The sequence below is a fragment of the Micromonospora sp. M61 genome, assembly GCF_018070245.1.
GTDB lineage: Bacteria > Actinomycetota > Actinomycetes > Mycobacteriales > Micromonosporaceae > Micromonospora > Micromonospora zamorensis.
Window position 1 is genome coordinate 26764 of the sequence record NZ_JAGPYA010000022.1, and the last position, 24375, is coordinate 51138.

Annotated in this window: 26 protein-coding genes; 13 read left to right on the forward strand and 13 right to left on the reverse strand. The window is 71.3% G+C overall.

Going from position 1 to position 24375, the window contains the following annotated elements; translation table 11 throughout:
- Positions 1 to 68 precede the first annotated feature (68 nt).
- On the reverse strand, positions 69 to 2267 hold the full coding sequence (locus tag KBX34_RS14860) for an ATP-dependent DNA helicase (RefSeq protein ID WP_210791127.1): 2199 nt from the start codon (positions 2265 to 2267) through the stop codon (positions 69 to 71).
- 102 nt (positions 2268 to 2369) lie between these two features.
- On the opposite strand from KBX34_RS14860, the gene KBX34_RS14865 reads away from it, so the two are divergent.
- Positions 2370 to 2876, forward strand: coding sequence for a DUF402 domain-containing protein (locus tag KBX34_RS14865; protein WP_088950409.1), 507 nt, complete (start codon positions 2370 to 2372; stop codon positions 2874 to 2876).
- Positions 2877 to 2899: 23 nt separating this feature from the next.
- Here the strand turns inward: KBX34_RS14865 and sigJ are convergent, their stop codons facing one another.
- Positions 2900 to 3862: an RNA polymerase sigma factor SigJ gene (sigJ, locus tag KBX34_RS14870; RefSeq protein ID WP_210925473.1), complete on the reverse strand. Its 963-nt coding sequence runs from the start codon at positions 3860 to 3862 to the stop codon at positions 2900 to 2902.
- A 134-nt stretch (positions 3863 to 3996) separates the two neighbouring features.
- Here sigJ and KBX34_RS14875 point away from each other — a divergent pair, with 134 nt between their 5' ends.
- The 3 genes from KBX34_RS14875 to KBX34_RS14885 all read left to right on the forward strand — a co-directional run bounded on the left by KBX34_RS14875 (position 3997) and on the right by KBX34_RS14885 (position 6705).
- Positions 3997 to 4938: a PPK2 family polyphosphate kinase gene (locus KBX34_RS14875; protein ID WP_099848938.1), complete on the forward strand. Its 942-nt coding sequence runs from the start codon at positions 3997 to 3999 to the stop codon at positions 4936 to 4938.
- Between the two features lie 128 nt (positions 4939 to 5066).
- Positions 5067 to 5693, forward strand: coding sequence for a DUF47 domain-containing protein (locus KBX34_RS14880; RefSeq protein ID WP_053655020.1), 627 nt, complete (start codon positions 5067 to 5069; stop codon positions 5691 to 5693).
- Positions 5694 to 5697: 4 nt separating this feature from the next.
- Positions 5698 to 6705: an inorganic phosphate transporter gene (locus KBX34_RS14885; protein WP_088950406.1), complete on the forward strand. Its 1008-nt coding sequence runs from the start codon at positions 5698 to 5700 to the stop codon at positions 6703 to 6705.
- Positions 6706 to 6759: 54 nt separating this feature from the next.
- Here the strand turns inward: KBX34_RS14885 and KBX34_RS14890 are convergent, their stop codons facing one another.
- On the reverse strand, positions 6760 to 7728 hold the full coding sequence (locus tag KBX34_RS14890) for a Gfo/Idh/MocA family protein (RefSeq protein WP_088950405.1): 969 nt from the start codon (positions 7726 to 7728) through the stop codon (positions 6760 to 6762).
- A gap of 137 nt (positions 7729 to 7865) precedes the next feature.
- Between KBX34_RS14890 and KBX34_RS14895 the strand changes: the two genes are divergently transcribed.
- Positions 7866 to 8699 (forward strand): NUDIX domain-containing protein, encoded by an 834-nt coding sequence (locus KBX34_RS14895; protein ID WP_210925475.1) that lies wholly within the window; start codon positions 7866 to 7868, stop codon positions 8697 to 8699.
- Between the two features lie 143 nt (positions 8700 to 8842).
- Here the strand turns inward: KBX34_RS14895 and pstB are convergent, their stop codons facing one another.
- The 7 genes from pstB to KBX34_RS14930 all read right to left on the reverse strand — a co-directional run bounded on the left by pstB (position 8843) and on the right by KBX34_RS14930 (position 15960).
- Complete coding sequence (pstB, locus tag KBX34_RS14900) at positions 8843 to 9619, reverse strand: phosphate ABC transporter ATP-binding protein PstB (RefSeq protein ID WP_210925477.1); 777 nt, start codon at positions 9617 to 9619, stop codon at positions 8843 to 8845.
- Between the two features lie 17 nt (positions 9620 to 9636).
- Complete coding sequence (gene pstA / locus KBX34_RS14905; RefSeq protein WP_210925481.1) at positions 9637 to 10725, reverse strand: phosphate ABC transporter permease PstA; 1089 nt, start codon at positions 10723 to 10725, stop codon at positions 9637 to 9639.
- On the reverse strand, positions 10722 to 11813 hold the full coding sequence (gene pstC, locus KBX34_RS14910) for a phosphate ABC transporter permease subunit PstC (RefSeq protein ID WP_210925482.1): 1092 nt from the start codon (positions 11811 to 11813) through the stop codon (positions 10722 to 10724). Before pstC ends, pstA begins: the two co-directional genes overlap by 4 nt.
- A gap of 39 nt (positions 11814 to 11852) precedes the next feature.
- Positions 11853 to 12959 (reverse strand): phosphate ABC transporter substrate-binding protein PstS, encoded by a 1107-nt coding sequence (gene pstS, locus KBX34_RS14915; RefSeq protein WP_088950400.1) that lies wholly within the window; start codon positions 12957 to 12959, stop codon positions 11853 to 11855.
- Positions 12960 to 13232: 273 nt separating this feature from the next.
- Complete coding sequence (gene mshD, locus KBX34_RS14920) at positions 13233 to 14159, reverse strand: mycothiol synthase (RefSeq protein WP_210925483.1); 927 nt, start codon at positions 14157 to 14159, stop codon at positions 13233 to 13235.
- Between the two features lie 61 nt (positions 14160 to 14220).
- The gene (locus KBX34_RS14925; protein WP_210925484.1) at positions 14221 to 15090 is read right to left on the reverse strand and encodes a polysaccharide deacetylase family protein; all 870 of its coding nucleotides are present in this window, start codon (positions 15088 to 15090) and stop codon (positions 14221 to 14223) included.
- Positions 15091 to 15240: 150 nt separating this feature from the next.
- Positions 15241 to 15960, reverse strand: coding sequence for a response regulator transcription factor (locus tag KBX34_RS14930; RefSeq protein WP_179781168.1), 720 nt, complete (start codon positions 15958 to 15960; stop codon positions 15241 to 15243).
- A 243-nt stretch (positions 15961 to 16203) separates the two neighbouring features.
- Between KBX34_RS14930 and KBX34_RS14935 the strand changes: the two genes are divergently transcribed.
- The 7 genes from KBX34_RS14935 to KBX34_RS14960 all read left to right on the forward strand — a co-directional run bounded on the left by KBX34_RS14935 (position 16204) and on the right by KBX34_RS14960 (position 21338).
- Positions 16204 to 17262 carry a hypothetical protein gene (locus KBX34_RS14935; protein ID WP_210925485.1) on the forward strand — a complete coding sequence of 353 codons (1059 nt, stop codon included), beginning with the start codon at positions 16204 to 16206 and terminating at the stop codon, positions 17260 to 17262.
- Positions 17263 to 17366: 104 nt separating this feature from the next.
- Positions 17367 to 18155: a DUF2993 domain-containing protein gene (locus tag KBX34_RS14940; protein WP_210791439.1), complete on the forward strand. Its 789-nt coding sequence runs from the start codon at positions 17367 to 17369 to the stop codon at positions 18153 to 18155.
- Positions 18156 to 18247: 92 nt separating this feature from the next.
- On the forward strand, positions 18248 to 18325 hold the full coding sequence (locus tag KBX34_RS34435; RefSeq protein WP_310503780.1) for an Ms5788A family Cys-rich leader peptide: 78 nt from the start codon (positions 18248 to 18250) through the stop codon (positions 18323 to 18325).
- A gap of 206 nt (positions 18326 to 18531) precedes the next feature.
- Positions 18532 to 19380, forward strand: a complete 849-nt coding sequence (locus KBX34_RS14945) for a sulfurtransferase (RefSeq protein WP_088950396.1) — start codon at positions 18532 to 18534, stop codon at positions 19378 to 19380.
- A gap of 2 nt (positions 19381 to 19382) precedes the next feature.
- Positions 19383 to 19703, forward strand: coding sequence for a DUF1416 domain-containing protein (locus KBX34_RS14950; protein ID WP_088950395.1), 321 nt, complete (start codon positions 19383 to 19385; stop codon positions 19701 to 19703).
- A 196-nt stretch (positions 19704 to 19899) separates the two neighbouring features.
- Positions 19900 to 20436, forward strand: coding sequence for a winged helix-turn-helix domain-containing protein (locus KBX34_RS14955; protein ID WP_210925519.1), 537 nt, complete (start codon positions 19900 to 19902; stop codon positions 20434 to 20436).
- A 125-nt stretch (positions 20437 to 20561) separates the two neighbouring features.
- A complete protein-coding gene (locus tag KBX34_RS14960; protein ID WP_307871402.1) occupies positions 20562 to 21338 on the forward strand; it encodes a hypothetical protein in 777 nt (258 codons plus the stop codon).
- A 19-nt stretch (positions 21339 to 21357) separates the two neighbouring features.
- Here KBX34_RS14960 and KBX34_RS14965 read toward each other — a convergent pair whose 3' ends face one another.
- From KBX34_RS14965 to KBX34_RS14975, 3 genes are all read right to left on the reverse strand, one after another.
- On the reverse strand, positions 21358 to 23412 hold the full coding sequence (locus KBX34_RS14965) for an amylo-alpha-1,6-glucosidase (RefSeq protein WP_210925487.1): 2055 nt from the start codon (positions 23410 to 23412) through the stop codon (positions 21358 to 21360).
- On the reverse strand, positions 23409 to 23789 hold the full coding sequence (locus KBX34_RS14970) for an SCP2 sterol-binding domain-containing protein (protein ID WP_210791107.1): 381 nt from the start codon (positions 23787 to 23789) through the stop codon (positions 23409 to 23411). Before KBX34_RS14970 ends, KBX34_RS14965 begins: the two co-directional genes overlap by 4 nt.
- A gap of 79 nt (positions 23790 to 23868) precedes the next feature.
- The gene (locus KBX34_RS14975) at positions 23869 to 24243 is read right to left on the reverse strand and encodes a DsrE family protein (protein ID WP_088950390.1); all 375 of its coding nucleotides are present in this window, start codon (positions 24241 to 24243) and stop codon (positions 23869 to 23871) included.
- Between the two features lie 12 nt (positions 24244 to 24255).
- Here KBX34_RS14975 and mtfM point away from each other — a divergent pair, with 12 nt between their 5' ends.
- Positions 24256 to 24360, forward strand: a complete 105-nt coding sequence (gene mtfM / locus KBX34_RS34045; protein WP_030327764.1) for a small membrane protein MtfM — start codon at positions 24256 to 24258, stop codon at positions 24358 to 24360.
- Positions 24361 to 24375: the final 15 nt, after the last annotated feature.

The window sequence follows — 24375 nt, forward strand, 5'->3', positions numbered from 1 at the left end:
GAAACAGTGGTCTCCCCGCTCGGGGAGGCCACTGTTTCGTGTTGTAGCGCGATCTTGTCGACGTGGGCTCAGGACTTGGCGAGGCGTTCCAGGGCGCCGCGGGCCACCTCGGGGCGGGTCGTGTACCAGAAAGGCGGCAGCGAGCGGCGCAGGAACGGCCCGTAGCCCCGGGCCGTCTCCAGTCGGGAGTCGAGCACCGCGACCACGCCCCGGTCGCCGGTCGCCCGGATCAGCCGGCCCACGCCCTGAGCCAGCCGGACCGCCGCGATCGGCACGCTGACGGCGGAGAAGCCGGACCCGCCGCCGGCGTCCACAGCCGCCGCGCGGGCGGCGGCCAGCGGCTCGTCCGGACGGGGGAAGGGCAACCGGTCGATGACGACGAGCTGACAGGCGTCACCCGGCACGTCCACCCCCTGCCACAGCGACATCACCCCGAACAGGCAGCTCGCCCGCTCCTCCCGGAACCGGCGGACCAGCAGGGGCAGGGCCTCCTCGCCCTGGAGCAGCACCGGCAGGTCGGTCCGCGCCCGCAGCAGCTCCGCGGCCTGCTGCGCGGCCCGCCGGGAGGAGAAGAGCCCGAGAGTACGACCACCGAGTGCCTCGACCAGCCCGAGCAACTCCTCCCCGGCAGCCTCGGGGAGCCCGGAGACGCTGGGCCGGGGGAGGTGCGCGGCGACGTACAGGATGCCCTGCCGGGCGTAGTCGAACGGCGACCCGACGTCGAGTGACCGCCAACCGGGGCCCTCGGTGGCCGGTACGACGGGGGTGACGTCGCCAGCGAGGCGACGGCCCGGCGCCTCGGCGGCCGGACGGCCCGGGCCGGTGCGGGCGGCCAGCGCGGCCGCGGCGGGAGTCGGCGGGGCGGGCGGCGGCGCGTCCAGCCCGAGGGCGCGGGCCACCGTGTCGAACCGGCCGCCCAGCGCCAGGGTCGCCGAGGTGGCGACGACTGTGCGTTCGTCGTACAGGTGGGTGGCGAGGGTGCCGGCCACCGAGAGCGGCGCGACCACCAGCGCACGACGGCTGCCGCTGTCGTTCTTCTCCACCCAGGCCACGTCGTGGTCGGCCTCTTCCAGCAGCCGCTGCGCGGTGGTGGAGAGCTCGTCCAGTGCGGCCTTGGCCTGCTGCTTGCGCACCGGGTCGGGGTCGTCGGACTTGACGTCGCCGATCGCGTCCAGGGCGGAGCGGGTCGCCGCGTCGAGCAGCGTGCACGCCTCCCGAAGGGGCGTCGGCAGCCCGGCGGTGAGTCGCCCGGCCGGCGCCTCGGCCAGCCCGACCGCGAGGGCGTCACCGGCAGCGGTGAGCGCCTCGGCGGTCTCCGGCCGCAGCAGCGTACGGGCCCGCCGGGTCGTGCGGTCGATCAGCTCGGGCACCAGCTCCGCCTGGGCCGCGGAGGAGACCCGGTCGGCCAGCTCGTGCGCCTCGTCGACGATGAGCAGCTTGTGCGGTGGCACGATGTGCCGGTCGGCGAGCATGTCGACAGCGAGCAGGCTGTGGTTGGTCACCACGATGTCGGCCTCGCGGGCACGGGCCCGGGACGCCTCCGCGAAGCACTCCTGCCCGAACGGGCACCGGGTCGCGCCGACGCACTCGCGGGCCGGCATGGACACCAGCCGCCAGGCCTGGTCGTCGACGCCTGGGTCCAGCTCGTCGCGGTCACCGGTGGCGGTCTTCTCGGCCCAGTCACGCAGCCGCTCGATCTGCTTGCCCAGTCGGCCCGCCTCACCGAGCCACTTCGTCCCACCGCCGGGGCGGGCCGCCGGGGCGTCGAAGAGGGTGTCCTCCGGTTCCTCCTCGGTGGAGTTGTCCAGTCGGGCGAGGCAGAGGTAGTGGTGGCGACCCTTGAGCACCGCGAAGGTGGGCCGACGCCCCAGCACCGGCTCGACCGCGTCGGCCAGCCGGGGCAGGTCGTGGTCGACCAGCTGGGACTGCAACGCCAGGGTGGCGGTGGAAACCACCACCGGGCCGTCCACGGTGAGCGCCGGCGCGAGGTAGGCCAGTGACTTGCCGGTGCCGGTGCCGGCCTGCACGAGCAGATGCTCGCCGCCGGCCACGCACTCCTCGATCGCTTCGGTCATCTGCTGCTGGCCGGGGCGTTCCGCGCCGCCGGGCACCGCGCCGACCGCAGCCGCCAGCAGCTCCGTGCCGCTGGGCCGGGCACCCCGCCGGCGGCCCTTGCCGCGGGCCGACGGGGTGGCGGAACCGGTGGCGGTGCGGGGCGGAGTCACCGTGCGACGGTACCCGTCGCCGCCGACACCGGCCGCGCCCATCCGCCGCGTGGCGAGATGCCGGCACGACCGGCCGGTCCGGTCCGTGCCGTCCGGTTACCGCCGCGCTACGACGCGTGGGCAGTATCGGTTAGGGTGCGAATCATGCCGAGCGACATGGTCCGAGTGATCTACCGCAAGTACGACGGCAGCGCCCACCGCGACTACCCGGCCCGTCGGCTCACCGAGGACGATCTCGGCATCTGGCTCGGCGTGCCCGAGGGCACCGCCTCGGTCTACCACGGCCGGCCATCGGTGGAGAAGATCCCGTTCGTGCTGCTGGTGCCACATCGCGCCTGGTGGACGGCCATGTTCAACCCGCCGCCCCGCACCAGCGAGGTCTACTGCGACATCACCACCCCGGCCCACTGGGAATCCGACGACGTCGTGCACATCATCGACCTGGACCTCGACGTGGTCCGGCGTCGGGCCACCGGCCTGGTGGAGCTGCTCGACGAGGACGAGTTCGCCGAGCACCGGGCCCGGTTCGGTTACCCGGACGACGTGGTGGCCGAGGCCGAGGCCGCGGCCCAGCGGCTGCTCGGGTCACTCGGCGACGGCACCGAGCCGTTCGCCACCGCGTACCGCAAGTGGTTGGCCCTCGTGGTCTGAGGCCGCACCCCCGCTCGGTCGGCTCACCAGCGCGGCGGCCAGGCGTCGTCGTCGCCCAACGGCACCAGGCCGGTCAGTTTCTCCGGGTTGAGCTGGTTGTAGATCGCGGTGATCCGCCCCTGGTCCACGGCGAACGCGGTGACCAGGCGGATCGGCCGCCCGTCGCTGTGCACCGTCTCCATCTGCAGGCCGAGCGCGCCGTCGACCAGAACCGGTCGCGACCGTACGCGGTCGGCGTACCGGCCGGCACGGCCGAACAGGCCGAGCGTGAAGCGACCCACCGCCGCCGCACCGAGCACCGGCTGCCGGGCCGCGGGGAAGTGCCCGCCGGAGTCGCCGACGAAGACCACGTCCGGCGCGAGCACCCGGAGCAGCTGGTCCAGCTCGCCGGACTCGGTGGCGGCGACGAACGCTTCGAGCACCCGGCGCTGCTCGGCCAGGTCGGCGGTGTGCCGGGGGACGTCCGACGAGGTGATCGCCCGTCGTGCACGGGAGGCGAGCTGACGGGCGGCCACCTCGGTGGTGCCGAGCGCGTCGGCGACCCGGGCGAACGGCACCGCGAACACGTCGTGCAGCACGAGGGCGACCCGCTGCTCCGGCGCGAGCCGTTCCAGCACCACCAGCAACGCCGCGCCGACCTGGTCGGTGCGGACCGCCCGTTCCGCCGGGTCCGTGGCGTACGCGTCCGACGACGTGCCGCCCAACGCGCTCACCACGGGTTCCGGCAGCCACTGCCCGGGGTACGCCTCCCGCCGCACCCGGGCCGAGCGGAGCACGTCCAGGCAGATCCGGGCGCAGGTGGTGGTCAGCCACGCGGACAGTTCACGGATCTCGGCGCGGGCCGTCGGGTCGGCGAGCGCCCCGGCGTAGCGCAGCCAGGTCTCCTGCACCGCGTCCTCCGCCTCGCTGCGGCTGCCCAGCATCCGGTGGGCCACCACGAGCAGCCGGCCCCGCTCGGCCTCGAACTCCGTCGCCAGGTCCCGCACGACCCACCACCCTCCCGGTCGGCACCGTCCTGGCATACATCCTCCCGTCGACCGCACGCGCTGGCAGCCCCGCTCGTCACCCGAGGGGTGGCCCTCGGCGGGCGGAAGGCCTGCGGGTGGGCGATGATCCGTGGATGAGCGCACCCCAGCAAGGGCAGATCGTGGCACCGGCCGGCGGCTCCGTGCGGGAGCTGCTGCGGGTCACCGCACCGGTGGATCTCGGCGCGATCGACCCCCGTTCCACGCCCGGCCTGCCGGAGACGGTCGGTCGCGGTGAACGCCGTAAGGCCTGGGCGCGAGAGCAGGTGGAGCTGGTCGGCGGAGAGCTGGGCCGGCAGCAGGAGATGCTCTTCGCGATGGCCAAGACCGGGTCGGAGCAGCCCGCGCACCGGGTGCTGCTGGTGCTCCAGGCGATGGACTGCGGTGGCAAGGACGGCACGATCAAGCGGGTGGCCGGTGCGATGAACCCGCTGGGTCTGCACATCCGCTCGTTCGGGCCGCCGACTCGGCAGGAGTTGCGGCACGACTTCCTCTGGCGGATCCGGCGGGAGCTGCCGCCGGCGGGGTACGTGGGGATGTTCAACCGCTCGCACTACGAGGACGTGTTGATCGCCCGGGTCGGTGGGCTGGTGCCGGAGGCGACCTGGCGGGCCCGCTATGACGCGATCAACTCGTTCGAGCGGGAGCTGACCGAGGGCGGGATGACAGTGGTCAAGGTGATGCTGCACATCTCGTACGAGGAGCAGGGCAACCGCCTGCTGGAACGGCTCACCGACCCGCAGAAGCACTGGAAGTACAACCCCTCCGACATCGACTCCCGGGGGCACTGGGACGACTACCAGGCCGCGTACGCCGAGGCCCTCAGCCGGTGCGCGACGGACGCCGCGCCCTGGTTCGTGGTGCCGGCGGACCGCAAGTGGTACCGGGACTGGGCGGTGGCCCATCTGCTGCGTGAGACGTTCGACACGCTTGATCTGGGGTATCCGGCTGCCGATTTCGACGTGGCTCAAGAGCGGGAACGGTTGCTTGCTGGGGGACCGGGTGCGGGTGGGACGGCCGAGATGAACAGCAGGTGAACGAGCGGTGAATGACGCTTGGCCAGGGGTGGGCCGGCGAATTCGCGGTTCTGTCGGCTCCTAGCATTCACCGAGCGGACGCTCTTCGGGCGCCGCCACCCTTCCACCGACGCGACGAGGTCTGTGCTGTGAAGTTTTCCTTCCGCCCCACCGAGGGCGCCTTCTACGAGCTCTTCACCAGGGCCGCGCAGAACCTGGTCCGGGGCACCGCGTTGCTCAACGAGCTGGCCCTGCCCGGTGTCGACGTGCAGTCCGTGAGCGAGCGGCTGACCGAGGTCGAGCACGACAGCGACCAGATCACCCACGACCTGTACAAGAAGATCAACTCGACCTTCATCACGCCGTTCGACCGGGAGGACATCTACCGGCTCGGCTCGCTGCTGGACGACGTGATGGACCACCTGGAGGCCGTCGGTGACCTGCTCTACCTGTACGGGCTGACCGAGCTGCCGGCGCTGCCCCGTGAGCTGCACGAGATGGTGAACGTGCTCGACCAGCAGGCCAAGCTGACCGCCGACGCGATGCCCCGGCTGAAGTCGATGAAGGATCTTGAGGACTACTGGATCGAGTGCAACCGGCTGGAGAACGAGGGCGACCGGATCAACCGGCAGTTGCTCGTCCGCCTCTTCTCCGGCGAGTACGACGCGTTGACGGTGCTGAAGATGAAGGAGGTCGCCGACGAGCTGGAGGCCGCCTGCGACGCCTTCGAGCACGTGGCGAACACCGTCGAGACCATCGCCGTCAAGGAGTCCTGAGCCGGTGTCCCCTGAACTCATCGCCGTGCTGGCGGTGATCGCGGTGGCCCTGGCGTTCGACTACACCAACGGCTTCCACGACGCCGCCAACGCGATCGCAACAAGCGTCTCCACCCGGGCGCTGACACCCCGGATCGCCCTCGGGCTCGCCGCGGTCGGCAACTTCGTCGGCGCGCACTTCGGCGCCGGGGTGGCCAAGACCGTCGGCGACGGCCTGGTCACGCTCCCCACCGGGGTTGCCAGCCTCGGTGTGGTCTTCGCCGGTGTGCTCGGCGCCATCGCCTGGAACCTGATCACCTGGTACTTCGGTCTGCCCTCGTCGTCCTCACACGCGCTCTTCGGCGGTCTGGTCGGCGCGACCCTGCTGTCCACCGGCGGCATCGTGCAGTGGGTCACCATCGGCGAGAAGGTCATCCTGCCGATGATCCTGTCGCCGATCGTCGGTCTCACCCTCGGCTACGTGCTGATGCTGGCCATTCTCTGGCTGTTCCGCAAGGGGCAGCCGGGCAAGCTCAACCGTGGCTTCCGGTGGGCCCAGACCGTCTCGGCAGCCGCCATGTCGGTCGGTCACGGCATGCAGGACGCCGCGAAGACGATGGGCATCGTGGTTCTCGCCCTGTACACAGGCGGTTTCCAGGACGACAAGACGCACATCCCCGGCTGGGTGTTCTGGACCTCGGCCACGATGCTCGCCCTGGGTACCTACGCCGGCGGTTGGCGGATCATCCGCACCCTCGGTCGTAAGATCATCGACCTGGGCCCGCCGGAGGGCTTCGCCGCCGAGACGGTCGCCAGCGCGGTGCTCTACTTCAACGCCCTGGTGCTGAAGGCCCCGATCTCGACCACCCACACCATCACCTCGGCGATCATGGGCGTGGGCGCGACCAAGCGGCTCTCCGCGGTCCGCTGGAACGTCGCCGGCAACATCGTGCTCGCCTGGATCGTCACGTTCCCGGCCGCCGCACTGATCGCCTGCGTCACCTACCTGCTGGTCCGGCCGCTCTTCGGCTGACCCGGCCCCGGGCCCCTTGTCGACGCCTCGCGCGTCAACAAGGGGCCCGCTCCGTCAGACGTAGCGCACGCCGATCTGCTCGCGGACCGTGTCCAGCAGCGCCATCACCTCAAGGGTCGTGGAATGCGGCACCACCGGGCTCTCGGTCAGGCCGGCGGCCAGGCAGCGCTGTACCTCGATCGCCTCGTACTGGTAGCCGTTGCCAGCCCCGTCGGCGACGATCGTCTCCGGCTCCGCGCCGGCCCGGTGCACTGTCACGGAACCGGGCCGGAAGAACGGCTCCGGCAGGTCGATCCGCCCAATGGTGCCGGTGATCGAGGCGGTCTGCCCGCTCAACCCGACCATGCCGCAGCTCAGGGTCGCCAGTGCTCCGGTGTCGTAGCCGAACAGCATGCCGGTGTTCTCGTCCGTCCCCTCCGGGCCGAGCTGCGCCCAGGAGCGGATGTGCTGCGGCACGCCCAGCAGCAGATGGGCCAGGCTGATCGGGTAGATCCCCAGGTCGAGCAGGGCGCCCCCGCCCAGCGCCGCGTTGCGCATCCGGTGCTCCGGCGGGAACGGACCGGCCACCCCGAAGTCGGCCCGGACGCCGGTCACCGTGCCGATCGCCCCGTCCGCGATCAGCTCGACCACCCGCAGGATCATCGGATTCAGCCGCATCCACATGGCCTCCATCAGGAAGACCCCGGAGGCGCGGGCAGTGTCCACCAGCTCGGTGCTGGTGGCCAGGTCGAGGGTGAACGGCTTCTCCAACAGCACCGCGCGCCCGGCGGTCAGGCAGGTCATCGCCGCCTCGTAGTGCGCGGAGTGCGGCGTCGCCACGTAGATCGCGTCGATCTCCGGGTCGGCGGCCAGCTCCACCCAGGAGCCGTACGCGCGCTTCGCGCCATAGGTGTCGGCGAAGCGCTGCGCGCTCTCCGCGGCGCGGGAGCCGACCGCGACCAGTTCGGCGTCCGGCACCAGCCGGAGGTCTTCGGCGAAACGGCTGGCGATGTGGCCGGTGGCCAGGATGCCCCAACGAGTCATGTCGGGCACGCTAGCCCAGCCAGGTGAACCACCCGCCGCCCGGCCCGATGGCCGATGGCTCGTCCGCCCAACCTCTGCCGCACCGAGGTGCCTGGCACACCAACCAGCCCCGCCGGTCGGGGAACTAGGCTCGCCGCATGACGATCGACAGCGACGGTTTCGCAGCCCCGGCCGCACTGGTCGAGCACGCCCGCCGGTTCCAGGCCGAGGGTGGCACCCCGGCGACGCCGCGGGTCGCGGCCACCGTGTTGCTGCTGCGTCCGACCGACGCCGACTTCGAGGTGTACGTCATCCGCCGGGTCGCCGCCATGACCTTCGGCGGGATGTACGCCTTCCCCGGCGGCGGGGTGGACCGCTCCGACTCCGAGGCACACCTGGACTGGGCCGGGCCGGCACCCACTGAGTGGGCCGGGCGACTCGGGGTGACCCCGGACGCCGCCCAGGCGGTGGTCTGCGCCGCCGCTCGGGAGGTCTTCGAGGAGGCGGGCGTGCTGCTCGCCGGCCCGGACCGCGAGACCGTGGTGGGCGACGTCAGCGGCGACGACTGGGAGGCTGCCCGGCAGGACCTGGAGGGGCGCCGGCTGGGCTTCGCCGCGCTGCTCGCCGAGCGTCAACTCACCCTGCGGTCGGACCTGCTGTTGCCGTGGAGCCGGTGGATCACTCCCGAGTTCGAGCCGCGCCGCTTCGACACGTACTTCTTCGTCGCCCTGCTGCCGGCCGGGCAGCGGACCCGCGACGTCTCCGGCGAGGCCGACCACACCCTGTGGATCCGGCCGGCGGACGCGCTGGCCCGGGCCCAGGCCGGAGAACTGACCATGCTGCCGCCGACCGTGGTCACGCTGGCGCAGGTTGCGGCGGCCGGCGACCTGGCCGGTGTGGCGCGAGCGGCGGCCGAACGGGACGCGGCCACCCCCGTCACCCCGCGCCTGGACCTGCCCCCGAACGGCGAACCCCGCTTCGTCCTGGGCTGACCTGCGGCGGCGGCGCGCGTGTCCGACGCGCACCGTCAAGATCCGCACAGCTTCAGGGATACTGCTGCCTCGGACGCGCGGGAGGCAGCAGTATCCGGGTAGTTGCGCAGATCTTGGGCGCGGTCTGGGTAGGGGTATGCGGCTCAGCCGAAGCGGCCGGTGATGTAGTCCTCGGTCTTCTTCACGCTCGGGTTGCTGAAGATCTTCTGGGTGTTGTCGTACTCGATCAGCCGACCCGGGTCGCCGGTCTTCTCGATCGAGAAGAAGGCGGTCCGGTCCGACACCCGCGCGGCCTGCTGCATGTTGTGGGTCACGATGATGATCGTGAACTTGTCCTTGAGCTGGAACATCAGGTCCTCGATCGCCAGGGTGGAGATCGGGTCGAGCGCCGAGCACGGCTCGTCCATCAGCACGACCTGCGGCTCGACCGCGATGGTCCGGGCGATGCAGAGCCGCTGCTGCTGACCGCCGGAGAGGCCCGCGCCGGGCTTACCCAGCCGGTCCTTGACCTCGTCCCACAGGTTCGCCGAGCGCAGCGCCTTCTCGGCCGAGTCCTCCAGGATCGACTTCTTGCGGACCCCGTTGAGCTTCAGCCCGGCCACCACGTTCTCGAAGATGCTCATGGTGGGGAACGGGTTCGGCCGCTGGAAGACCATGCCGATCGTGCGCCGGACCGCGGTGACGTCCACGTCCCGGTCGTAGATGTCCTGGTCGTCGATGGTCAGGCTGCCCTCGACCCGGGCACCCGGCAGCACCTCGTGCATGCGGTTGATCGACCGCAGGAACGTGGACTTGCCGCAACCGGACGGCCCGATGAGGGCGGTGACCGTCTTCGGCTCGACGGTCAGGTTGATGTTCTCGATCGCCTTGAATCCGCCGTAGTACGCGGTGACGTTCGAGGCTGAGACGCGCTTGGCCATGGTGGTACCTCCGGGGTTCATCGGCTGAGCCGGTTGCGACGGGCCAGCAGCTTCGCCGCGATCGTCAGGATGAGAACGAGGGCGACCAGGGTGAGTGCCGCGGTCCACGCCCGTGCCGGTGCGTACTTCGACGCGTCACCGGCCTGCTGGTAGACGAAGAGGGACAGCGACGACTGGTTGTTCTCGAAGGGGTTCGTGTTGATCGCGGCGCCGCCGCCGGCGACCAGCAGCACCGGCGCGGTTTCGCCGGCAGCGCGGGCGATGGCGAGCATGACGCCGGTGACGATGCCGGGCAGTGCCGTCGGCACCACCACGCGCAGGATGGTCTTCCATTTGGGTACGCCGAGCGCGTACGCGCCTTCGCGCAGTGGCGCCGGGACGAGGCGGAGCATCTCCTCGGTGGACCGGACGATGGTGGGCAGCATGAGCACGCTCAGCGCGAGCGCGGCGGCGAAGCCGGAGAAGCTCGGCCGGCCGTCGTTGAACCACGGCGACACGACCAGCACCCAGAACGCCAGCACGAAGAGGCCGGAGACGATCGACGGGATGCCCGTCATCACGTCCACGAAGAACCGGATCGCGAAGGCGAACTTGCCCCGGCCGTACTCGACGATGTAGATCGCGCAGAGAACGCCGAGCGGGACGGTGATCACTGTGGCGATACCGACCTGCTCCAGCGTGCCGACGATGGCGTGGTACGCGCCGCCGTTGGCGTCCCGGGCCCCGATGTTGTTCATCGAGGTCTGGAAGAAGTTGGCGTCGAACCGCTCGGCGCCCTTGCTGACCAGCGTCCAGACCACCGAGACGAGCGGCAGCACCGCCAGCACGAAGGCGGAGTGGATCAGTGCGCTCCAGGTGCGGTTGCGCGCCGACCGGCGCCCCTCGACCGCGTTGGCGGCGGCGAAGAGCCCAACCAGGTAGAGGATCGCGCCGAGGACGACCACGAGGACCGGGCCGCCGATGTCGGTGCCGTAGACGATCACGGCGGAGAGCAGCAGGGCTGCCACGGCGATGGCCGGGGCGGCGTACCAGGGCAGCCGCCTGGCCCGCAGCGAGGCGGGCTGGGCCGGCGGCCGGGTGCGGTGGGAGGTGACGGTTGTGGTCATGCGGCCGACTCCGTGAACTCCCGGCGGCGGTAGATGATCGCCCGCGCCGTGATGTTGACGATCAGCGTGATGGTGAACAGCACCAGACCGGAGGCGATGAGCGCGCCCCGGCCGGTCTCGTTCGCCTCGCCGAACGCGTTGGCGATGTTGGCGGCGATGGTGTTGCCGCCGTTCTGGATCAGGTTGAACGAGATGCCGAAGGTGATGCCGAGGGTCAGCGCCAGGGCGATGGTCTCGCCGAGCGCCCGGCCGAGGCCGAGCATCACCGCGGCGATGATGCCGGGGCGGCCGTAGGGCAGGACCGCGGTGCGGAGCATCTCCCAGCGGGTGGCGCCCAGGGCGAGGGCGGCCTCCTCGTTCGCGGTCGGCGTCTGGAGGAACACCTCGCGGGAGAGCGAGGTGATGATCGGCAGCACCATGATCGCGAGTACCAGGGCACCCAGCATGATCGACTTACCGAACGGGCCGTCGCCGCCGAAGATCGGGATCCATCCGAAGTACTCGTTCAGCCAGACGGAGAAGTCCCGGACCGGGTTGATGAAGATGTCCCGCCCCCAGAGGCCGAAGACCACGCTCGGCACGGCGGCGAGGAGGTCGACCAGGAAGCCGAGCGCGGTGCCCAGCCGGCGGGGTGCGTAGTGCGAGAGGTAGAGCGCGATGCCCAACGCCACCGGCACCGCCATGAGCAGCGCCAGCGCCGAGCTGAGCACGGTGCCGAAGGCGAGTGTGCCGATGCCGAACTTCGGCTTCGTCTCGTTGGGAGACCAGCCCTCGTAGGACCAGAAGTTCTCGGTGTTGGCGCGGAGGGCCGGCACCGCCTTGGCGATCAGGAAGATCGCGATGGCGGCGATGATGACCAGAACGGCGGTGCCGGCGGCCAGTGTGAGACCGCGGAAGGCCCGCTCGGCGCCGAACTTGCGGCTGCGCGGCAGTGCGCCGCCGCCGCCCAGTCCGGTGCCGCCCGGGGAACGGGTGCTGACTGGTGCCTCGGCCACACGCGCCGAGGCACCGGCGGGCCACTCGTGACTCTGGGTCACGCGCGTCCCGCCGGTGCCGGCGTCGGCCGAGCGGTGAGGGGTTTCACCCATCTGCTCGCTCGATTCGGTTGCGGAGGTGGTGGGGTCGGGTCAGGAGAGGTTCTTGACCGCGGTCTCGACCTTGGTGCGGACCGTCTCGGGCAGCGGGGCGTAGCCCAGGTCGGTCAGCGAGGTCTGGCCCTCGGCGCTGGCGGCGTAGCCCAGCAGACCCTTGACCAGCTTCAACTTGTCGGCCGCGAGGCCCTTGCTGCAGACGATCTCGTACGTCGCCAGGACGATCGGGTAGGCCCCGGCCTCCTTGGTGTTGTAGTCGATCTTCAGCTTGAGGTCGTCGCCCTGGCCGTCGATCGCCGCGCCGGCGATGGTCTTGCCGGCCGCCTCGGCGGTCAGCGCGGCGAACTCGCCCGCGCCGTTACCGATCTTGGCCATCTTCAGGCCGGCGTTCTCGGCGAACGACCACTCCATGTAGCCGATGGAGCCGTCGGCGCCCTTGACCGAGCTGGCCACGCCGTCCGAACCCTTGGCGCCGGTACCGCCCGGGGCCTTCCACGCCTTGGCCTTGCCGAGGGTCCAGTCGGTCTCGGCGGTCTTCGACAGGTAGTTGGTGAAGTTGTCGGTGGTGCCCGACTCGTCCGAGCGGTGGACGGTCTGGATGGTGGTCGACGGGAGCTTGGCGTCCGGGTTGTCGCCCTTGATCGCCGCGTCGTCCCACTTGGTGACCTTGCCGGCGAAGATCTTCGCCAGGGTGGCCGGCTTGAGCTGGAGGTTGTCCACGCCGCTGACGTTGTAGGCGACGGCAACCGGGCCGATCACCATCGGCAGGTGGATGGCCTTGCCGCCGACGCACTTGGCGTCGGCCTGCGGCTGCTCCTCCGGCTTGAGCGCGGAGTCGGAGCCGGCGAAGTCGGCGGTGCCGGCGATGAACGCCTGGATGCCGGCGCCCGAGCCGGTGGGCTCGTAGTTGATCGTGGTGCCCTGGCACTTCTGCTGGTACGCCTTGATCCACTCGGCCATGGCGTTCTTCTGCGCCGACGAGCCCTGGGCGTTCAGCGTTCCGGTAGCGCAGTCGACCGCGGCGGTCGAGCCCGAAGCGCTGGCGCCGGAGGCGGGCTCGTTGTTGTCCGAGCCGCATGCACTGAGGCCGAGCGTCGCGGCAAGGGCGAGGCAGGCAATAGTGCCGTACCGCTGGAGCTTCACCTGAGGGGTTTCCCTTCGCGTCTGACTTGGCGCCCCGATCCCGGGGGCCGAGGACCGGCACTGACCGGCTGACACGAAAGTTAGAAGTGCCAGGTAGCCGGTTCGCCGGTCACAAGTGAACGCAGGGTGAACACGTACGGCCCCGGAGGTGACCGCTTGCTGAGGGTGAGTTGTCCGTTAAGTGAACCGGGATACGCCTGTCGGAAGTATGGGCATATTTCCGGTTCGGCGTTATGCCGCCGACGCCCGGCCGTTACCCGCCGGTGACCACGGTCAGCCCAGGTGGTAGTTGATGTGCGCGGACCAGCGGGCGAAGCCCAGCCGTTCGTAGAGCGCGACCGCTCCGGTGTTCGACTCGTCCACGTAGAGCATCACCCGGTCCAGGCCGCGCTTGTCCCGCAGGTACGCCAGCCCGGCTGTGGTCAGCGCCCGGCCGAGCCCACCGCCGTGCGCGGTCGGCTCCACTCCCAGGACGTACACCTCGCCGATCCGGGCCGACCCGGGGCGCTCGTGCACCTTGGTCCAGTGGAAGCCGAGCAGCCGCCCGGTCGAGGTCTCCTCGGCGAGCAGGAAGCCGGCCGGGTCGAACCACGGCTCGGCAAGGCGGGCCGCCAGGTCGTCCGAGGTCCACCGGCCCTGCTCGGGGTGCTCGGCGAAGGCGCGCGCGTTGAGACTGAGCCAGGTCGCGTCGTCCGCACCGGGCTGGAACGCGCGCAGCGCCACCCCGTCGGGCAGGCGCGGCTCGCCGAGCGGGGCGGCCAGTGGCCGGCGCAACTGCCAGAGCACCCGCGCCCGGGTGAAGCCGAGATCGACGCCGAGGGCGGCGGCGGACGGGTGGTCGCCGTGCGCCCACGCCCGCAGTGGCCCGGTGGCCGAGGCGAGCACGCCCCGGGCCAGTGCGCGGCCGGTGCCCCGCCGTCGGTACGCGGGGTGCACCACCAGCTCGACGCCGATGCCGCCGACGGGGTCGGTCGTGTCCAGGTGCGCGTACCCGGTCAGGGTGCCGTCGTCGGTGCGGGCGATCAGGTGCACGGCCGGGGCGTCCGGGTCGCGCAGTCGGAGCAGGACGTGCTCGTCGAGCGGGTCGGCGCCGTCGGTGTCGCCCGCCGAGCTGGCGAGGGCCAGCACGTCGGCGATGTCCGCCGGTGCCAGTCGGTCGGTCCGGGTCACCTGGTCGCTGGTCGGCTCCGCGCTGCTCATCCCGTCACCGTATCCGTTGCGTGTCGTGACGCCCGGTCCGTCGCCGAGCGAAAGCTGTGACTCAGGTCGGGTCGGTGGGCAGGGCCTCCAGGTCGAACCGCGCGGTCAGGTCGGGCAGGATCCGGCGCAACGCGTCCACGGTGCCCTGCCGGTCGCCGCCGGCGTCGTGCAGCAGCACCACCGAGCCCGGTTCGGCCTGGCTCAGCACCGTCGCGGTGATCTTGGCGGCACCGGGTAGATCCCAGTCCGACGGGTCGACCGACCAGTGCAGCGGGGTCATGCCGAGCTGCCGCGCCACCGACACCACCGGGTACGTCCAGGCGCCGCCCGGCTGGCGGTACCAGACGATCGGCGCGTTCGGCACGGCCGCCCTGATCGCCTCGTTCGTGCGCAGGAGATCGGCCCGGATCGCGTCGGCCGACCGGGCGCCCAGGCCGACGTCGTGGTGCCAGGAGTGGTTGCACAGGGTGTGGCCCTCGCCCACGATCGCCTGGACCAGGTCGGGGTGGTTCTGAGCGTTCTCGCCGACCACGCAGAACGTCGCCTTCACATCGAATTCGCGCAGCATGGCGAGGACCTGCGGGGTGTACCGCGGGTCGGGCCCGTCGTCGAAGGTCAGCGCGAGCCGTGGGGAGCCGGTGGTGGCGTGCGCGCCGAACAGCTTGTCGCCGCCGCCGTCCCGCTCCGACCCGTCCTGGCCGGCCTCGGTGGGGCCGTTGCTGGCGCCTGGGTTAGGGACGTCGCCCGGCTCGCCGTCGCTGGGCTGGTCGGCGTAGTGCGGGCCGTCGGCGTGCGCGGTGACATCGGTGGGATGCCGGGGGGTCGGGTCGACGACGAGGCTGCGGCCCAGCGCGTACGCCGAGCCGAGCAGCGCCGCCAACACCAGCGTCACGATTCCCGTCGCCCGCGCGGTCGAACTGACCCGCGTCATGGCTTCCGCCCGGTTTGCCGGCCAGGCCGACCCGTCGCCCCCGTGGTCACTGCGCGCACCGTCGCCCCTTTCTCCGACAAACCCGGCAGTCAGAATAGAACCGCCAAGCCGCGCAAAAAGGGCATATAGGAAAGCTGAGTGACTCGTCGATCAGACGGGCAGGGGCGCGTGCTCCGCCTCGGGCAGGGACCGTGACGGCGGGACGACGAACTTGTAGCCGACCTGGCGGACGGTGCCGATCATCGACTCGTACTCCGAGCCGAGCTTGGCGCGCAGTCGCCGGACGTGCACGTCCACAGTGCGGGTGCCGCCGAAGTAGTCGTAGCCCCAGACCTCCCGCAGGAGCTGGTCCCGGGTGAACACCCGCCCCGGGTGCTGGGCCAGGAACTTCAGCAGCTCGAACTCCTTGTAGGTGAGGTCGAGAGGGCGGCCCTTGAGCTTGGCCGCGTACGTGTCGGGGTCGATGGTCAGCTCACCGGCCCGGATCGAGCCGCCGGCGCCGGCGGTCGCGTTGCTCAGGCGGCCGACCGCGAGCCGCAGTCGCGCCTCCACCTCGGCGGGACCGGCCGAGGCGAGGATGACGTCGTCGACGCCCCAGTCGGCGTTCAGTGCGATCAGGCCGGCCTCGGTCACCACCGCGACCAGCGGCACGCCGAGCCCGGTGGCGTGCAACATCCGGCAGGTCGCCCGGGCTTCGCTCAACTCAGACCGGGCGTCCACCAGCACCGCGTCGGGGCTGGGGCCCGCGACCAGGGTGCGGACATCGCGCGGCGCGGTGCGGACCGAGTGCGGCAACAGGTCGAGTGCCGGCAGCACAGCCGACGGTTCGCCTGCGCGCGCGGTCACCAGCAGCAGGATCTCCACGATCACCTCCGTCCCGGCGGCGCTCGGCCGCACGCGACCAGACACACTCGCGGGGGAGTGTGCTGAGAAATTGCGTGGTCCCGGCGTCGCTGACGGGCGGGGTAACGGGGTTGAGCGTAACCGATCGCCTCGGCCGCGCCGTCTGGCCATTTCCCGTTTGTCTACCTTGCCCCTGATCGTGGAGCAGATTTTAACGTTGCTGAAACCCGTGACCGTCGTGTCCGGCTGCCGGTCTGGCACGATCGGGTCGTGTTTCCCTCCACCTCGCCCGAGGCCGGCCGCGAATCGTGGCCCGCCGGGCCCCACCCGGGCCCGGCCGCCGCAGCGACGCGCGGCAACCCGCCCGCGCCGCGTACCGGTCCGGCCACCACCGACGGCGATCGCCGCGAACGAAGTGGGCCTCGCCGAGCCCGTCGCTCCGGCGAACCGGCGCGCCGATCCGAAGACGAGATCGACGAGCCGGAAGAGGAGGTCATACCCCCGGTCGAGGTGCACCGTCAGCTCGCGTTGACCATCGCCGGCTTCGCCGCGCTGCTCGGCGTCGGCCTGGTGCTCGGCGCGCAGACGTCCGGGCCCGGTCACCGGCTGCCGTTCGCTTTCATCATCTTCGGCGTCCAGTTGCTCTTCGTGCTCGCCTGGACGATTGCCATGCGCCCGCCCGCGATGCTGGTGGTCGCCGGGATCAGCGTCGTTGTTGCCGCACTCGCCGACATCGCCGCGGTGCAGACCGACGTCGCCGGTCTGGCTCCGCTGGGCTACCTGGCCGCCGGCGGCTTCCTCGCCGCGGTGCTCGGCCAGTTGGTCCGTCGCGTGGACCGGGTCCGGGTCACCGACTCCCTCGGTGCCACGCTGCTCATCGTGGTCGGGGTGGTGGCTTTCGGCACCCTGATCGTGCTCAGCCGGATCCCGGCCGGCACCCAGGCGATCACCGTCTGCCTGACGGCGAGCGGCGTCGCGCTGACCGTCGCCCGGCTCACCGACGCCGTCCTGCCCTGGCCCCGGCTGGCCCCGCAGGTGCCCAGGGGCGCGGCTGGCGTGGTGGCTGGCGCGATGGTCGGCACGCTGACCAGCGCACTTCTCGGCAGCTACCTGGTGGCGCCCTTCACGCCGACCCGGGCCGCCGTGATCGGCCTGGTCGCGGCGGTCGCCGCCGTGCTCTCCGACCTCGCCGTCGGGTACGCGGAGGCGGGCCGGCTGATGGCCGGAGAACCGCCCACCATGTGGGTGGCCCGGCACATGCAGGGTCCGCTCGGCGGCTTCGCCCTGGCGGCACCGGCCGCGTACGCGATGTGCATGCTCTTCCTCTGAGTCACGGTTGAGCCTGGAGCCGGTCGGGTACCTACGGGTGCGCCGCGCAGCGGCACCGGTGTGGACGACCCGTCGCGGTGCGGCGGGTGGAGACAGGAGGCGGCGTGGCGGAGGACTATCCGGCGGACGGGGCGCGGCCCCGACGGCGCGGCCGCAAGCTGCTCATCGGCCTGTTCGTCCTGCTCCTGGTGGTGGCGGGGTTGCTGGTCGTCGCCGACCGGGTGGCGGTCGGGGTCGCCGAGCGGATGATCGCCGACCGGGTCCGCCAGGAGATCACCAAGCAGGGCGCGCAATCCGCCGAGCCAGATGTGGAGGTGGGCGGCACGCCGTTCCTCACCCAGGTGCTCGATGGCCGCTACCAGCGGATCACCATCAACCTTCGGGACGTGCAGGCGCCGGTCGAGGGCGACGTCGTGCGGCTGTCGGTGCTGGACGTGGACGCCCGCAACGTCCGGGCCTCACTGGACACTCTGCGCACCGGCCAGGGTGACATCGTGGCGGACACGGTCAACGGCACCGGCACGATCAGCTACGACAGCCTCGCCGCGCTGCTGAAGCGTCCGGGGCTCACGCTTGGCGAGCAGAACGGCAAGCTCGCCGTCACGGGTCCGGCCGACATCCTCGGTCGGAAGATCACGATCAGCGGCACCGCCGACGTCACCGTCGCAGACAACGGCGCCGTCGCCCTGCGTTTCAACGACCTGGACGCCACGGGTCTGCCGAACCTGCCTCTGGCGCGCGGCCTGCTGAACAACTTCGCCAAGGACATCTCCATCGACGTGCCCCTGCCCGACCTGCCGTTCCAACTCGCCGTCCGGGAGGTCCGGCCGCTGCCGGAAGGGTTGGCGGTCACCGCCGACGCGAAGAACGTACCGATCAATTCCGTCAGCTGAGTGGGAACCCCATCCGGCCGGTGATCCGGTCGATTCCCGGATGGTGGTCGGCTCAGTGGCAGCCCCGTCACTGGCTGGTAGGCTCCCTGGCCATGGGGACCCACCTCACCAAACGGCGCGCGGTCGACCTGTGCCGCGTGGCCACCTGCCTGTGTCGCCCCGTCATCTGACGGCGGGGCTGTCTCCGGCCGCCTGACGGCGGCCACCGGCACAGGGTTCTCGCACCCTCCGGTGATCCCACCGAATGCCCGGCAGCGGCGCCGTCGCACGAACCCGTGATCCCGTCCTTCCGCTGGGTCCCGCGCGTGGTGCGACAGTTACACCCATCAATGCTCGCGCGTTGGCTCACCATCCATCCTCACCAGGGAGTGATTCGATGAGTCGCGACACCGCACTCGTTTCGGCCGAATGGGCCGAGAAGAACCTCGACGCCCCGGGCGTCGTCTTCGTCGAGGTCGACGAGGACACCTCGGCCTACGACACCGGCCACATCGCCGGCGCCATCAAGATTGACTGGAAGACCGACCTGCAGGACCAGGTCCGCCGGGACTTCGTCAACAAGACGCAGTTCGAGGCGTTGCTCTCCGAGCGGGGCATCAGCAACGACGACACCGTCATCCTCTACGGCGGCAACAACAACTGGTTCGCCGCGTACGCCTACTGGTACTTCAAGCTCTACGGCCACGGCGACGTGAAGCTGCTCGACGGCGGTCGCAAGAAGTGGGAGCTGGATGCCCGCCCGCTGGTCACCGACTCGGTGGCCCGCCCGGCGACGCAGTACGTCGCGCAGGAGCCGGACACGTCGATCCGGGCCTTCCGGGACGAGGTCGTGGCCGCGATCGGCACCAAGAACCTGGTCGACGTGCGCAGCCCCGACGAGTTCGCCGGCCGGCTGCTCGCCCCCGCCCACCTGCCGCAGGAGCAGGCGCAGCGGGCCGGGCACATCCCCACCGCGATCAGCGTCCCGTGGTCGAAGGCGGCCAACGAGGACGGCACCTTCCGGTCCGACGACGAGCTGCGCAAGATCTACGGCGACGCGGGGCTCGACGACGGCAAGGAGACCATCGCCTACTGCCGGATCGGCGAGCGCTCCTCGCACACCTGGTTCGTGCTCCAGGAGTTGCTGGGCCACCGCAACGTCAAGAACTACGACGGTTCCTGGACCGAGTACGGCTCGCTGGTCGGCGTGCCGGTCGCGCTCGGTGACGAACCCGGGGAGGCCTGATCATGACGCTCCCCATCGCCGCGGGTTGCGCCGCACCGGACCAGGCCGCACCGTTGCCGGCCAGTCTGGACCTGGAGAAGGAAACCGTCATCACCGGGATCGTCCGCTCCACCGAGGACGAGCCGGTGCCGGGCGCGTACGTCCGGCTGCTCGACTCGACCGGTGAGTTCACCGCCGAGGTGGTGACCTCGCCAGCCGGCCAGTTCCGGTTCTTCGCCGCGCCGGGCTCCTGGACGCTTCGGGCGCTGTCCCGGCACGGCAACGGCGACACCGCCGTCACCGCTGGCCGTGGCGTCAACGAGGTTGGCGTCACCGTCGCCTGACCCACTGCTCTGATCGACCGGGGCCGGTCACCCTCCTGGGGTGGTCGGCCCCGGTCGTGTGTTCGGCGAGGCGCCGGTGGTGTGGGCGACAGCCGGTCACGGGTCCTCGGCGGTCACCGCCGTCCCGCCGGGACGGGCCGCGAAATCAATCGGCATACGTCACTATCTACTGGTGGAAATCACAGGTGAGGGTGGCATGTCCGGCGAAGAGGTTCCGATCGTCGTCTGCGTCAGCGCGGACATGTCGATGCGGGAGCGGGTGCTGCGTCAACTCGACGGCCTCGGCCCGGTGCTCAGCTGTGCCGACCTGACCGAGCTGCGCGAGCTGCTGTCGTCGCCGGCCACCCCGCCGCCGGCCCGTCCCTCGACAGTGCCGCCCGCCGCTCCGGTCCGTCCCGCGATCGTGCCGGCCGGCGTGCCGCAGGGCCTGGTCAGGTGGGGTGAGCTGGTCGTCGACCGGGCAGGACACCGGGTCACCTGGCGCGGGGACCCGCTCCCGCTCACCCCCACCGAACGGGAACTGCTCGCCCTGCTCATCGGCCCACCGCTGGTGGTGTGGAGCTACGAGCAGCTCTTCGCCGCCGTGTGGAGCGGCCCGTACCGGGGCAGCGCCATCCTGCACTCCGCCGTCAAGCAGCTCCGGCACAAACTGCGTGGTCTCCCGGGAGGGCCGCAGGTGCACACCGTCCAGGGGATCGGCTACCGGCTCGATCCACCACCCCGCTCGACCTGACCGCCGGTGGGCCGGCAGCACACCCGTGACACCATGGCCGGGTGAACGGTGCTGTCCAGACGGGTTGGGCTCCTTCGGCCGGTCCCACCGCGCCGCCTCCTGCCCGGTCGTGGCGGCGTGCGTTGGTGGCCGCGACAGCGGCCTGGGCCGTGTTGCTGGCCCTGCTCACCTGGACGTCGGTCCGCGACGACCCACCGACCGTGCGCGAGCAGCGGTCCCTCGACCAGGCCGGCCCGGTGGTCGACCGGGCGATCGGCGAGCTGGCCCGGGCGGCCGGTGCGGCCGGTCTGCTGGAGCTGGGCCCGGCGCGGATCGCGGAGGGTTGCCCGGTCACCCCGTTCGCCGACGGGGCGAGGCTGCGGCGTGACGTCGGGGTGCTCGCGCCCACCGGCTCCGAGCAGACCGTGCTGGAGGGGATCGCCGAGCGGCTGCCGGCGAGCTGGCGGGCCGGGGTGGGCCCCGGGCTGAACGGCATCGAGCTGTACGCCGACGCCGGAGAGTTCGTGGCCGTCCAGGGACGGCCAACCGCGGACGGCCGGGTGCGAGTGGTCGTCGACACCGGTTGCCGACCGGTCGGCTCCGGCTACACACCGGCCGGGGCCACCGCCGGCCCCGAGGCCGCCGCCCTGACCGCGGCGCTGCGGGCGCTCGACCGCCCGGCCGACGCCGCGCCGGAGCTGGTCACCGCACCCTGCCCGGGCGGCGGGTCGGCCCACACCGTCCGTTCCGCTGAGGGCCCCGGCCCGGCCGCGCCGACAGCCGCGTTCGCCGCGCTGGCCGGCAACGCCCCACTGCTGGACCAACCCCCGGTGTACGCGTACCGCACCGGCCCGGTCACCGTGCTGGCCGAGCTCAACGAGGACGCGACCCGGCTGGCCGCCACCGTCGGCTGCCCGGGTTGAGCCGGGCGGTTTGCTCGGATCAGCCGCCGCCTGGCTGATCCTCCGCGTCACGGCTGCGACCCAACGCGTCGACCTTCCCCCACCGACCGGGGATGTCCAGCAGCTCCACCCGGCCCATGCCCGGTGGCACGGCCGGGTCGATGATCAGGTGCTCGCCCTGCGGCTCCAGGCCCAGCATCACCCGGAGCAGCAGCAGCGGAGTGCCGGTCGACCAGGCCTGCGGGCTGCACGCGGTCGGATACTCCACCGGGTAGTCGGTGAGGTCGCGGGCGTAGCCGGCGAACGCCTCCGGCAGCCGCCCCTCGAAGTAGCGGGACGCGGCCAGCATCGTGTCGCAGATCAGCCCGGCCTCATTCCGGAAGCCGTACCGCCACAGCCCCCAGGCGATGATCGAGTTGTCGAACGGCCACACCGTGCCGACGTGGTACCCGATCGGGTTGTACCGTCCCTCGTCCTCGGCGAGCGTCCGCACTCCCCACCCGGAGAACAGGCGCGGCCCGAGCAGGTGCTCGACCACCTTGCCGGCGCGGGACTCGTCCACGATGCCGCTCCACAGCAGGTGCCCGATGTTCGAGGTGAGCGCGTCCACCTGCCGGCCGTCGGCGTCCAGCGCGAGCGCGTAGTACTCGCGGTCGGCGATCCAGAAATCGCGGTCGAACCGCCGCTTGAGGTCGGCGGCCTCCCGCTCCAGCCGGTCGGCGTACGCCGGGTCGTTCCAGAAGGTCCGGGCCAGCCGGGCGGCCCGGATCTTCGCGTCGTACGCGTACCCCTGAAGTTCGCAGGTCGCTCGGGGGAAGCCGGGCATCTCGCCGTCGGCGTACGAGATGGCGTCCCAGGAGTCCTTCCAGCACTGGTTCTGCAGACCGGTCTCCGGGTTGCGGGTCTGGTACCAGAGGTAGCCGGTGCCGAGCAGGTCCCCGTACGTGTCGATCCACTGCAACGCCGCGCGGACCTGCGGTTCCAGCTTGCGGACGAGTGTGGCGTCACCGGTCCACCGTTCGTACTCGTCGAGCAGGATGATGAACAGTGGTGTCGAGTCGGCCGACCCGTAGTACGGCGAGTGTGGCTGCTCCTCGAAGCCGGCGGTCTCCCCGTACCGCAGCTCGTGCAGGATCTTGCCGGGCTCCTCGTCCCGGAAGTCGTCCACCCGGTGCCCCTGTAGTCCGGCCAGCATCAGGATGGTCGGGGGGACCAGCTCCGGCAGGAACGGCAGCACCTGCAACGAGGTGATGATGCTGTCCCGGCCGAACAGGGTCATGAACCAGGGCAGTCCGGCGGCGATCAGCCGCACGCCCAGGGCGATCGACTCGTAGCGCAGGGCGGCCAGGTCGTTGAGGCTGCGCCGGTACGCCCCGGCCAGTGGCTGGCAGTCGCAGCCGAGCTTCGGCGCCCGGTCGATCAGTTCCTGCTGCTCGGCCCGGATGGCGTCCGCGCTGCGGCTGCCGCCGTAGGGGAGGGTCGCGCGGATGTCCTCACCGCGCGCCCCGAAGACGACGCTGGACACGCGTAGCCGGGTGGTCCACCTGCCGTTGCGGGCTATCCGGATCCGGAAGGTCATCCCGGTGGGGTCGACCTGCCCCGGCGCACTGGTGCTGACCGTCGTCTCCCGGTGGAACGCCTCCCGGCGGTAGGTCAGCCGCAACTCGTTCTCCGCGACCGTGACAGTGGTGCGCCCCTGTTTCTGCCGGCGGTGCTTGATCTCGAACAGGTCGGCGAAGTCGGCCGCGATGTCGATCCGGACGGTGAACTCGACGTCCGCCTCGGTGTGGTTGAGGACGGTCAGCTCCTCCGCGAAGCTGCCCACGATCGCCCGGCTGCGGATCACCGACGCCTTGGCGTCCAGGTAGTGCGTGGGTTCGCCGGGGGCGAGAAAGAACTTGGTGCGGTACGACTGCGTGTCGTCGACGGAGAGGGCGTGCAGCCGCTGGCCGTCCAGGGTGAGCACCCACTTGGACAGGAACCGGGTGTCGAAGGAGAACAGCCCGGTGGGGAAGTCGTAGGACGGCTCGATGTCCCCCCGCCGGTCGCTGACCAGGAAGGTGTTGCCGTCCAGAATGCTGACGAGTTCCTTCACGTCGATCGCCTGGCCGCCCGGCGGGCCACCTCACGGGGGTCGCGGGTGCCGGGTGGGTCGGGGAAGAACCGACGGAAGGCGAGGAAGAGCACCACGTTTCCGCTGAACGTGCTCTCGTTGCGTAGCACCGCCGCGACACCCTGCGCCTCGCCGGTGATCAGTCGATCGAAGAGGGCGGCGCTGCTGAACCAGATGGCGTCGGCCGGCCCGCGCTCGCGGCTGACCTGCACCGATCCGGGCCGCATCCGGACCAGCCAGTGCTCGGTCCGGTGGTCGCTGCCGAGGTCGATCTGCAGGGTTCCGTCGGCCAGGCCGCCCAGGACGTCCGGGGCGCGCGCCGGCAGTGATTCGAAGAACCTCTCCGCCGCCTCGGTCACATCCGAATCGTAGGCAGCCGTCCGAGATGTCGGGTCGGTATCGGCACTCCGCCCGGATCAGCCCCACCGGGTCGGATGGTCAGTAGACGAGTGCCTGCGCGCCCTCGGCCAACGCCTCCTCGACGAAAACCGCGGCGCCCGCGATCCGCACCCCGGGCAACACGTCGTCCGGGCCGATCTCCCGGCGGGCGGCGCACTGGGTGCAGGCAGTCACCCGGCCACTGGTCAGGATGACGTGCAGCAACTCGGCCAGCGGTGCGGAGTGCGGCAGCTCGAACTGTTGGGCGCGACCGGGCAGCGCGAACCAGGTCGATTCACCGGTCAGCCAGAGCGACACGTCCACCCCGGCCGCGACAGCCGTCGCGGCGACAGTGAATGCCTGCGCGCACCGCTCCGGGGCGTCCGCCCCCGCGGTGGCCTTGACGACGAGAGTGCGGGCCATGTGGCCCAGCATAGGATGGCCGGGATGGTTACCGAGATCGGGTTTGTCAGCCTGTTGGTCGCTGGCCTGGGCGGGCTCGCCGGTGGCCTGGTCTACCTTGCCGTACGCATTTCGAGAGGACGCTGGTGAGCGCGAGGAGTGAGC